This window comes from Endozoicomonas euniceicola (genome assembly GCF_025562755.1).
Taxonomy (GTDB): Bacteria; Pseudomonadota; Gammaproteobacteria; order Pseudomonadales; family Endozoicomonadaceae; genus Endozoicomonas_A; species Endozoicomonas_A euniceicola.
In genome coordinates this window covers 2,151,700-2,163,275 of the sequence record NZ_CP103300.1, presented here as the reverse complement: position 1 = coordinate 2,163,275, position 11,576 = coordinate 2,151,700, and the positions used below count along the sequence as shown (strand labels likewise).

General features: G+C 49.7%; 9 protein-coding genes. 6 read left to right on the top strand and 3 right to left on the bottom strand.

All coding sequences use genetic code 11. The features are described 5' to 3' along the window. Positions 1-29 precede the first annotated feature (29 nt). On the bottom strand, positions 30-1,916 hold the full coding sequence (locus NX720_RS08170) for an IucA/IucC family protein (protein WP_262600612.1): 1,887 nt from the start codon (positions 1,914-1,916) through the stop codon (positions 30-32). Positions 1,917-2,076: 160 nt separating this feature from the next. On the opposite strand from NX720_RS08170, the gene NX720_RS08165 reads away from it, so the two are divergent. The 6 genes from NX720_RS08165 (at position 2,077) to NX720_RS08140 (ending at position 9,864) form a co-directional block, all read left to right on the top strand. Then, positions 2,077-3,285, top strand: coding sequence for an MFS transporter (locus NX720_RS08165; RefSeq protein ID WP_262600610.1), 1,209 nt, complete (start codon positions 2,077-2,079; stop codon positions 3,283-3,285). Between the two features lie 5 nt (positions 3,286-3,290). Further along, entirely contained in the window at positions 3,291-3,683 is a 393-nt protein-coding gene (locus NX720_RS08160) for a hypothetical protein (protein ID WP_262600609.1), read from the top strand. Between the two features lie 55 nt (positions 3,684-3,738). Then, the gene (locus NX720_RS08155; RefSeq protein ID WP_262600607.1) at positions 3,739-4,593 is read left to right on the top strand and encodes an ABC transporter ATP-binding protein; all 855 of its coding nucleotides are present in this window, start codon (positions 3,739-3,741) and stop codon (positions 4,591-4,593) included. Continuing rightward, the gene (locus NX720_RS08150; RefSeq protein WP_262600605.1) at positions 4,594-5,517 is read left to right on the top strand and encodes an iron-siderophore ABC transporter substrate-binding protein; all 924 of its coding nucleotides are present in this window, start codon (positions 4,594-4,596) and stop codon (positions 5,515-5,517) included. Further along, a complete protein-coding gene (locus tag NX720_RS08145; protein ID WP_262600604.1) occupies positions 5,514-7,511 on the top strand; it encodes an iron ABC transporter permease in 1,998 nt (665 codons plus the stop codon). The genes NX720_RS08150 and NX720_RS08145 overlap by 4 nt, the downstream gene beginning before the upstream one ends. 100 nt (positions 7,512-7,611) lie before the next feature. Beyond that, complete coding sequence (locus NX720_RS08140; RefSeq protein ID WP_262600602.1) at positions 7,612-9,864, top strand: TonB-dependent receptor; 2,253 nt, start codon at positions 7,612-7,614, stop codon at positions 9,862-9,864. A 71-nt stretch (positions 9,865-9,935) separates the two neighbouring features. Here NX720_RS08140 and NX720_RS08135 read toward each other — a convergent pair whose 3' ends face one another. Next, entirely contained in the window at positions 9,936-10,820 is an 885-nt protein-coding gene (locus NX720_RS08135; protein WP_262600600.1) for a putative adhesin, read from the bottom strand. Continuing rightward, positions 10,820-11,536, bottom strand: a complete 717-nt coding sequence (locus NX720_RS08130; RefSeq protein WP_262600599.1) for a ComF family protein — start codon at positions 11,534-11,536, stop codon at positions 10,820-10,822. The genes NX720_RS08135 and NX720_RS08130 overlap by 1 nt, the downstream gene beginning before the upstream one ends. Positions 11,537-11,576 lie beyond the last annotated feature (40 nt).

The window sequence follows — 11,576 nt, the reverse complement described above, 5'->3', positions numbered from 1 at the left end:
CTATTCCTTAACGGCTTCTTGTTATATTTTCATTCAGACTGTTGAAATAACCCGAAGATTGGGTTTTCCATGGCGTGATAAATTTCCAGTGGATTGTCCAGAGTATTTTCATTCAGGTTATGAAACGAACAGAAGAAATTACCTTTTGACCAAAGCTCCTTGCTATCGAGCACGTAATCCAGACAGCTTGAATCTCGTCGGCCTTCTGCACGAAGCTGCTCAAGAAATGTTCTCAGTGTTTGTAAGAGGTGTTGTTCACTAATGCTTCTGTCAGCCCCGAGGGCGCTGATAAGCCCAAAAGTTGAATTAATCAGCAGATAATAGGTGAAAAGTCGGTTGCCAGGCTCCTGTTCAACATGATGCTCAGCGCCATCGGCTGTGGCTGGAATGTCACTGGCAAGCAGTTGTCTCGCCAGATCACTGTAACCTGTACCCTGGCAATCCCTGAAAAAGGCTTTTTCAGGGTAGCCGGCAGGCATATGTATCAAAAGATTTTGCTGATGGGCACCAAACAGCAGACCAAAGTCAGACTGTGCAATGACTAGAGGCTTTGCGACAATGTTCAGGTATTTCTCAAACCAGCGCTGGGCGATATTTTCCACTGGGGAGTAACTGTCTTCAGCCAGCTTATGGATCAGCTGGATTATTCTGGAAGACTCTACAGGATGGTCCTGTGTGAGGCTTGCCAGTAACTCCGTGCCTTCGTTGAGGCTTTGGCGAGTGAAAGGGTTTTCTCGCAGTACTATCATGGTTTCAGCCAGGGGCTGGCCGTCAGGGCCTTTAATCGCTGCATGGGCTGGCTCAGTGAGTATCTCAAAATCGGGGAATTGCTCCTGCAGTTGTCGGCCCACAGACGTATGATACTTCACTTGATGGATTTCCTTGCCGCGAATCACTTCCTTTGGCAAAAGATGACGCAGGGAATTGGTTAAGCGCACGCTCAGGGAGTACTTCAGCATAAACCCGGCATGGGGGGCATAGAGTGAGCGTACCGATGATGTGGCATGCCAGCCTGTACCCAGCTCACCGTAGCTGACCATTCTGCCTGTCTGTATCAGTTGACGAATGTAGTCATTATTCAGCCATTGCCTTGCTTGCCAGGGGTGTGCGGGTAACAGGGTTTGGTGAGCCGGAAGATCCTGAGGCAGCCAGCTTTCCAGTCGACGATCTTCATTGGCCAGCTGCAGAGTGAGTTCCCGGAAGGAGCACTCATGGACACTGTCGTCTTCCAGCAAGTCAGAGTCGATGGCAAACCAGCTGAGTTGAAAGTCTGATCCAAACTCAGGGATATAGTGCTGAGTTTTTTCTGTTGAAAACTGGTCTCGACTCTTGGGCGTTGGGTGAAAAGAATGGCCTGCAAATAGTGCCTGCTCTGATGTGCGGAAATTCATTGTTCCGGCAAAGAGGTCAGGCAGCTCAGAGGCTCTTGCTGATAATGCCCGGGCTGTATTATCGAGGCTGCGACTGACGCGCTGGAGAAATACTTGTTTAGTGTTGTCATGAGCCGACTTAAAAATACGCTCCTCACCGGACAACAATTCCACCATGTCAATAAATCCGATAGTTTTGGTATGACCCGATGTGTCCTCCCGCAACCAATAAGGGGACATAAACTGATGTCTTCCTGCCAGTGAATAGTGTTGAAGATTAATCAGAATTTTTTTGTTTTGACTACCAAGGGGGATGACAACCGTTGCAACCGCTTCACCTTCCTGTAGGGACTCACTGTCAGGAGTTGTCAGCTCCCAGCCATGCCACTCCCTCAGCATGGCATTCAGGAAGCAGCCGGCTGCGAGCTTCTCTGCCCATAAGCCTGCATCAAAGTTCCTATCCGTTGAGTCTTGTCTGGCACTTTTTTCTTCCACTTCTATTCGTACCTTGTCGTATTGTTTGAGTTTTGTACTGAATGGCCGCATAATAAATGCGAATCATTATTATTTGCAAGAATAAAGTTACCTACGAATAAAATGCTACAAAACAGAAATGACTTTAATGATGGCTACCTTGAAAGAAGGTTTTTGGTGACGGTTATTTCTTACTTCGCTAACGAGTCTGTCTCTGATTTACGGGAGTCGAATGTTTCGCTATAGCTGTCTTTTTGGTGCTTCCCTGATGGGGATGGGGCAGGTAAGCCTGCTGATCTGTCTGCCAGTGTTTGTGAATGAGACCGGAATTGATTACGGTATTTTTGCCGGGCTTGTCGCTCTGGGGACTGGCCTGTCTATTGTTGCTGCACCGGTCTGGGGGAAAATCAGCGATTATTTCGGACGCAAAGTTGTTATTACTGCGGGGCTGACTGGTTTTATTGTTAGTAACGGTCTGCTCGCACTCATGCTGATATCCGGCGGTTCTGCACAGGTGGCCATGTTGCTGCTGGTGTTATCGAGAGTTATTTATGGGCTGACCGTAGCGGGTTTCTACCCAGCGGTTCAGGCATGGAGCGTTGATCAGTCGACGGCATTAAATCCTGTCAAAGACTTAAGCCGTGTCTCAGCAGCAATCAGCCTGGGAAGGCTGCTTGGCCCATTATTAACCCTTGTGCTTTTGCCACTGGGGGCGGTGGTTCCGGTTATAGCGGTCTTTTCATTGGCGGTACTGACATTGCTCATTACCTCGTTCTCTGAAAAGCCTGAGACAGGTGGCGCAAGACAGTTGTCTTATGAATTCGAAGGCACAACAACCACTTTACTATTAAAACGAACCAGGCCGGTTTTGCTTATTGCTGGTTCGGTAACGACTGTCTTTGGTCTGTTGCAGTATTTGATAGCACCTGTACTGCAACAGAAATTCCACTATTCGGCAGAAACGGCCTCAGAGACTCTGTCATTTTTAATGTTGACAGCCGCTTTTTCAACGCTGATTGCTCATATCACTCTCCCACGCCTTATTCAGCATCGTTTACCTTTGGCTCTGGTGTCGGGTGGCTTGTTGTTGCTGGCAGGTACTCTGTGCCTGCTATCGGCTACAGACCTTATTGCCATGACCTCAGGTATTGCAACTTGTGCTGTCTCTGTCGCCTTGCTGACACCGGTTTACACAACGCTTGGCTGCCAGCTGGTGCCTGCTGACCAGCAGGGAGAATTGACTGGAATCCTGAGCATGATTCATACCATGGGATATACTCTGGGAGCCCTGCTGGCCGGTGCTTTGGGGCTATTGAGCGGCCTGAACGTTATGTATCTATGCGGTGCCCTGATTGTCGTTCTGTTTTCGGGCATTGTGTATTTCATCAGAAATCGGCCTGCTGAAAACAGTCGGGAATTCACAATCGGAGTTGAGAGGTAGTGTGTATGCCATCCATTCAAATGACTGGCTGGCCGATGGTCAGCGTTCGTTTCAAGCGCCATGCCAGCGACCAGGATGTTCAACAATGGCTCAGTGAGCTCAGTGCTTATCTGGATAAACGACAACCTTTTAGTATGGTGATCGAAGCAAAACCTGAGAGCCGTTTTTCTCCGGAGGCTCGCAAAAATTTTGGCTTATGGTTTAAGGAAAACAGAGTGTTACTGGGCCGTTATTGCTGCGGGGTTGCACGCATTGTTGGTTCTGCCACAGAGGGAGAGCGGATGGTGAGCGAGAACATGAAAAAAGCCATGCCGTTTCCCATGGTCGCCATGGCGGACTGTAATGAGGCCAGAAAGTGGGCGGAGAGCGTTCAGGATGAAAAGACGATTATGATTTGACCGGTCAGATGGTAATCAATATCATTCGCAAAAAATAATTATCAGAGTCCGTATCATGGAAGCGTCTTCATTCAGTTTGCAACAAGTGTCTTTTAATGTGGCTAAGCGCAGCATACTGGCACCTGTTTCTCTGGAGATTCCATCAGGAAAAATCACTGCCATTCTTGGCCCCAATGGTTCAGGAAAGAGCACTCTGCTCAAGTTGTTATCCGGTTTAAGCCCTGTTTCGTCTGGAGAAATTCAGCTACTTGGCAAGCCAATGGCGGAGTACAACCGTAAAGAGCTGGCTAAGCTGCTGACCATGCTCCCTCAGCACTCTCCGGTTCCTCTGGGTATGAAGGTCGCTGATCTGGTGGCCTGTGGTCGTCATCCTTATGCAGGTCCTTTTGGGCGACTGCAAACCACTGACCGGCAGGCCATTCATGAAGCCCTGGTTCGTGTTGGGATGAGTGATGTTGCCGGTCATGTGGTGGATCACCTGTCCGGAGGCGAGATGCAGCGGGTCTGGCTTGCCATGGTTCTGGCACAGCAGACTGGCATTCTGTTGCTGGACGAACCGACTTCCTGGCTGGATATTTCACATCAGCAAAAACTGCTCGATACCATTCGTACCCTGAATCAGGAACAGAAGCTGACCATTGTCTGGGTTCTGCATGACCTGAATCAGGCTCTGCAATACAGTGACCACGTGATATTGATAAAAGCGGGCAAGCTGGTTCAGGATGGTCCTGCGCGGACGGTGATAAACGAACGGACCATTTACGAAGTGTTTGACATTGAAACCCGCAAAGTCACCCTGGAGCCGGAAGGTCAGACGCTATTTATTCCCGGCTCTGCCAGCCTCGATGGTTCGAGCAGTGAGCGGTTTAAGAATCCAGCCAATAAATCTCTGACAATGGAAGTCGCCTGAATGTTAGCTGTCGTACAAAAATACAGTGCTGCCATGGTCGTATTTCTAACGCTGAATGCCGGTGCTGTTACCGTTGAACACAAAGCCGGAACGACCGTTCTTTCTGAAATTCCCCAACGCGTTGCAGCACTCAACTGGACGCAGGCAGAAATCCTTCTCACCCTTGGCATTACACCCGCAGGTGTAACCACTATAAAGGGTTACCGGCAGTGGCAGTCTGATTCGCCGCCCATACCGGAAGGTGTGACCGAGCTTGGCCATCGCTCTGAACCCTCGTTGGAGGCAATCGCTGCCCTTAAACCGGATCTGATTCTGGGTTACGACTGGCGGCATAATCGTATTTATCCCGAACTCAACGCTATAGCCCCTACGGTGCTTTACGGGCAGTACCCTTCTGAAGAAGACCAGAGAGATTATCTGGTCAGAATGCAGGATATTTTTCTGTCAGTTGCCGCTATCTTTCAGCATCAGAAACAGGCAGCGATGAAGCTTAGTGAAATGCAGCAGGCGCTGAGCCACGCCAGAATGCTAATTCGCAAGGCTGAACTGACGGGGCACCCGGTGGTCGTCGGTAAATTTGTTGGCATGGGGCTGGGTCTGAGGGTTTATGGCAAATCGTCTTTAGCCGGTGCAGTTGTTGAAGAGATCGGACTGGAAAATGGCTGGTCAGCCACCCTGCCCGGACGTGACTTTACCCATGTGGACTTGCTGAAGCTCACCACGATTGGTGATGCCAGCCTGATTATTATTGGACAGTTGCCGGATAATGGTCAGGGCATGACGGACTCTCCGGTTTGGCAGGCTTTGCCAGCGGTAAGGGAAGGCCGGGTTTATCATGTTCCCGCGCTCTGGTCATTTGGTGGCCCGGAGTCAGTTATGCGAATGACCCGGGCGTTTGTTGGTCAGCTGGTTCCGGAGGCATGAGCATGTATTCGGAATCGATGAAACTGACCTTTGCACTACTGCTGCTGTTCATGGGCTGCCTGATTTCTCTGGCCTCAGGGCCAGCGGGGATTGATGTCAGTTTGCCCGGCGAGTTATTGGCCGGAACATCATGGTTTAATCACGGTGATGTGCCGTCACTGCACAATGTCATTGTGACTTACCTGCTGTTGCCTCGCACCCTTATGGCTTTGTGGTGTGGTACTGCTCTGGGTGCTGCCGGAGTGCTGATCCAAAGTGCGACAAGAAATTCCTTTGCCAGCCCGGCGACACTGGGTATTAATGCCGGTGCACTGCTGGCGATCATTACAGGCACGATTGCCCTGCCTGAGTTCACTGACCATTTTCCCGTTGCTGTCGCTTTCACTGGTGCGGTTATAACGTCACTTGTCGTTTTCAAGCTGGCCAGTGCCATCAGTCATTCGCCGGTTAACCTGGTGCTGGTGGGGATGGCCGTGACATTGTCGGTGGGAGCTGTCAGTGCTGGCTTATTGATGTTCTGGGAAAATCGGCTGGATGGCCTGTACATCTGGGGAGCAGGCAATCTGGCTCAGTTTGATTTTCAGGCCGTGAACAGCAGCTGGTGGCTGGTGGCTGGCCTTATTGCTGCATCGTTGCCGCTGGCAAGGCGGCTGGATCTGATTGAACTGGGTAATGATCAGGCTGGCAGTCTCGGTGTTAATGTCAGGCAGACGATCATGCTGTCACTGCTGCTGGCCTTGTTGCTGTCTGCCACGGTGGTCAGTCAGGTTGGCATGATCAGCTTTATTGGTCTGGTTGCGCCACATATTGCAAGGGGGCTGGGTTATAAAGCCACATGGAGTCGGCTTCTGGCTGCCAGCCTTATTGGCGCACTGTTGTTGCTCAGCGCTGATATCCTTGCCCGCTGGGTGCCCCTTCTGTTGTCAGAAGGGCATTACAGTGTGCCTGCCGGTGCCATGACCACGGCGATTGGCGCACCTTTTATGATTTTTTTGCTGACCCGGCGTCAGACGGTCAATAACCTGACCCAGCTGCCAAAAGAAACCGGGATTCGGGCTCTGTTCAGAGTGTCGCCGCTAAAACTTCTGTTCATCATGCTGGCTCTGTTGCTCTGTTCAGTCTGGCTCAGCCTGGGTGGTGGACTGAATGCTAACGACTTTGATCTTCGCTGGCCGAGAGTCGCAGCGGCAGCGTTTGCCGGTTGCGCCCTTGGGGTCTCCGGGCTTGTGTTACAGAGCTTGATGAGAAACCCCCTTGCCAGCCCCGACGTTTCAGGTCTTACGACGACAGGCGTTTTATTTGTGGTGGTGGCGGCTGTGCTGTTTCCCGGCCTTGACCGTATGGAAATGGTGCTGTTTTCCATGGCTGGCAGCGGGTTTGCGTTGCTGTTGCTGTTAAGCCTGAGTCGTATGACCGGTTTTCAGCCACAGATGTTTGCGCTGGCAGGTTTGTGTTTGTCTGCCCTGGCCTCGACTCTGGTTAATATTGCTCTGGTGCTTGGCAGTAATCAGTCCAGTGAGGTGCTGCTCTGGTTGTCGGGCAGTACTTATGCCATCAGTAAAGGGCTGGTGTTTTTTCTTGCGGCGGTTGTGTTGATGGTGGCTCCTCTGCTGCTGTTACTCTGGCGGAAACTGGATATTTTACAGCTTGGTACCCAATGGCCCACGATTCTGGGGATCAGAATTAATCCGGTATTGATTGCCCTGCTGTTGCTGGTGGCATTGCTGAGTTCCGTCAGTGTGGCGACCGTTGGTGGTATTTCTTTTGTCGGCCTGATGGCTCCTCATATCTGTCGTGTATTGGGTTTGTCCAGTCATCGTCACCTTATTGTGGCGACAGCAATGGTCGGCGCTATCCTCCTGGTACTCGGGGACGCTCTGTCCAGAAACCTTATGACTCCTTTTGAATTACCCGCAGGGTTGGTGGTTTCCAGCGTGGGCGGTGTCTATTTCATTCTTTTGCTGCTTACCGGCAAATACGTCCAGCGACGTTAAATTTTCCTGAAGAAACAATCAGCCCACACGAAGTGGGCACGAATAACAACAGGGACTCAATGAGAATAGAAATCAATACAACAAGGAATGCATCAATAAGATGAATAAGAAAACCCCTCTGGCACTCGCTGTTGCCCTGTGCGGCTCTACAGCTATTGCCGAAGAAAGCAATGTGACCCGGCTGGAGGATGTCGTTGTCACAGCCAGCCGGGTTGAAGAGAATATTTCTTCTATTGCCGGTACGGTTCAGGTCATAGATAAAACAGCGATTGAGCAGCAGGGCGTGGCCGGTCAGAAACTGGCTGATGTCCTGGCTGTGCTGGTGCCGGGTTTTGGTCCAAGTACCCAGACTGTGACAGATCGCTCACAAACTATACGAGGTCGTAAGGTTCTTTTATTGATAGACGGCGTTGCCCAGACAGAGAGTCGTCAGGTCAGCCGTCAGATGAACACCGTCAGGCCGGAGAATATTGAACGAATTGAAGTGGTTTCCGGTGCCAGTGCCATTTATGGCTCGGGTGCAGCGGGTGGCATCATTAATATCATTACCAAAAAGCCGGATACGGACGATGCCAAATTTAGCACCACCGTTGGCATCACCATGCCAGCCAACAAGCTGGACAGCGATGGTTTAACCTGGCGTATCAACCAGGGGGTAAGCGGTCGCAAAGGCAACTTTGATTATCTTGCCAGTGCAACCTTTGAACAGAGAGCCGGATTTTTTGATTCTGATGGTGATCGCATTGCACCTGAGCCCGCACAGGTTGGTCGCAGCGACACTGAAACCCGTGACCTGTTGCTGAAGCTTGGGTACGACCTGAACGAAACTCAGCGAATTGAAGCCGACCTGCAGGTATTCAGGGATGATATGGACTCAGATTATGGCCCTTATTACGGCGAAAACCTGTCTTATCTGGCACCTTTTGGCGCTCCTGTTATTACTGACGGTGTGAATAAAGCAGTAAAAGGACTGACGCTGGGCGACCAGCCATACAGCCATCGTAATAGTTATTCCCTGTCTTTTATTGATGAAGATTTTTTGGGGCACAGGGCGACTGTTCAGGGTTTCTACCGGGACAGAGAGTACCGGTTTTTTCCTTTTGCCTATGACTTGAAACTATATAAAAGCCACCTGAAATTACCAGATTCTACGATGGTCGTTAACCAGTCTACCTCAGAGGCTCGTGTTCATGGGCTCAAACTGACCATGGATAAAAACCTGAATAAACGCTTCCGGCTGGTCTATGGCCTTGACTATAAGAAAGATAAAGGCAAACAAACCGGGACCGGCTATGATGCAAATGCCTTTACTGGCAGTAACGGTTTGAATTATCAACCCACTGGCACCGACTATGAGTATGGTCCTGATGTGGAGACCACAACCCTGGGCGGTTTTGTTCAGGCCCGGTTTAATATTACCGACCGGCTGACCATGAACACTGGCTACCGGCATGAACGGGTGGACGTGGACATTGCTGATTACCGTCCGGCTCTGGAAAGCTGGATACTGCCTTTGCAGGGAAACTCAAACTACTCCACTTTCAAGGGAGGCAAAAAGGATTATACGGCAAACCTTTTCAACCTTGGACTTGTCTTCCAGCTTTCGGATAAACAGGAAACCTTTGTCAACTACTCGGAAGGTTTTGAGGTGCCTGACCCAGCCAGGCTGTTGAGGGATGCGCTACCGGCTGGCAGTGCTTTGAGCCCGATTTTTGGTGCAACCAGCCTGGATAAAGTCAACCTGGACGCTACTAAAATTAAAAACTACGAACTGGGCTGGCGTGGTCGCTTTGACTCGCTCACTACTTCGGTGACTACTTTTTATAATGAATCGGATCAATTCATTAAATTCACCAGGGGTTATGGTGTCCAGATTCTTGATCAGGATAAAAAGATTTACGGCATAGAATCTGCGCTCAGCTATTACATAAACGACGATTGGCAGGTAGGTGGTAGTTATACCTTTACCGAGGGGCGAACGTACAACGAGAAACAGAAAAAGTGGCTTGACCTCAGTGCTGTGGATGTTTCTCCACAGAAGCTGACTGCTTTTGTCAGTTATGAGCAGGAGGACTACATAGTTCGGCTACAGGCCCTTAACTTTGCCGATTACGACAAGGGCTACGATAGCAGTGATAACCCTGGCAAAGAGATGATTGACGGCTATACCGTCTTTGATCTCACCGCGTCGTTCTGGTTGCCAGCAGGCCGTTTGGATGCCTCGGTCAATAACCTGCTGAATGAAGACTATCAAACCGTTTACAGCCAGTGGGCTCGTAAAACCTATGGTGTTACCTCTGGTATTCCGGCTCAAGGGCGAACCGTTAGCCTGTCATACAGTATCGAGTATTAGAGGAACTGAAGCTTAGAAGGCTCTTGATGGATTCCCGGGAATTACCTGAACATGACAGTCCCCCAAATCTATCAAGAGCCACCATAGCCAGATATGGCACCATAGTTAGTGCTGCCCCTTTCCCCTTCAGCGAGTAGTCGAGTACTTTCGGTTAGTTCAATAAATACCCATGGGTTTTCATCACGGGAGACCAACTCCCAATAACCCAATCGTCCTCTGAAAGAGGGGGTGGAAGATGGAAGGTAGGGATCATGGAATTTGAAACCTGGATGGGATCGTGTCCCGGTATTCCACACTGAACCTGCAGGCATTCCTGGCTGATACGATGTCCCTGCGCGCCATATCGCTCGTTCAAACATACAGTGGATGTTCTGGTAGTGGGGAAACCTGAGTTTTATCTCATCCAGTAATCGATGCAATGGCACTCTACAGGTAGGCAAAATAATATCGTAAATTTTTTCAGATTCCTTCTCTCCGGTTTTGAGCCTCAGGGCTCTGTCATTCTTTATAAGAGATTTGTATAGCTGGCGCAGATCGGCAGTATTGTTATTTATGAAGCCATGGTTGGCGTTATCTAATTTGGGGATTAGCCAGTAATCAAAACATACTTGAGATTCATCTAAAACCTCGTGAATTTTCAACTGTCCTAGCATTAAAGGGTTGGGAAACCCTATAGAGGGTGAAAATGCACTTCCGTGAGGACAATAAAAAAACACTCTGTAACCCGAATGCACGGAAAACGATCTGGCGCAGTCGCTGCTAACCATCCCTGCGTCACAATCAATAATCAGATTTTGAACCTTATTTTTTGCGAATGATCGACCTGTAAACAAAAAGAATTTATTTTCCTGACAGGAATATTGCGCTTTCGAACCGGTATAAGGCAAAACAAACCCTCCCTTAAGGCTGTCTACGTCAGGAGCAGCCTTCAATCCAAACTGGTAACCTTTGCCCATCAGCCCGCAGGTGTTCTTGCCAGACACCACACATCAACGGTTTTGACACCCCGTTTTAGCAGTACCCTGGAGAGTTCCGAAACGGTTTCCCCCGTGGTGACAACGTCATCAACAATGGCAACATGCTGATAGGCTATTGCTTTATTACAGGCAAAAGCTCCCTGAATATTTATACGACGCTGGATAGCTTTAAGCTGTTGTTGGGCTTCTGTCGCACGAATCCGCTTTACCAGTCTTCTGTCCAATACCATACCTTTATCTTTCAGTAGCCGGGTCAGTGCTTTTGCCAGCAGAAGTGCCTGATTATAACCTCGCTGTCGTAATCGTTTTTTGTGCAGTGGTACTGGAATAATGGCTTCTGGCCAGGGCAACAGGTGGTAACGTTCCCGCAGAACCTCTGCCAGTGAGGCCGTCAGAGGTTGAATCAGGGCGAGCTGGCGACTGTATTTTATTCGGTGGATTATATGATTCACTGGAAAAAGATATTGAAAAGCCGAGTAGCAGTGTTGAAAAACAGGAGGCTGACTCAGGCACTGACCACAGATTGAGAGGTGCGAAACCGCCATGGGTAAACCGCAGCGCTGGCAGGCTTGCTGATTATCCGGACAGGCAGTCAGGCACAACTGGCAAAGTGGCTGTTTAAATGGAGTGGTTCCCCGACACAGAAGGCAACTGATCTGTAACGCATTGTTTAATAATTGTTCGATTGTAAACATTATTTATTGCTGGTGATTGACGTTGAGTTTCAATTGATTA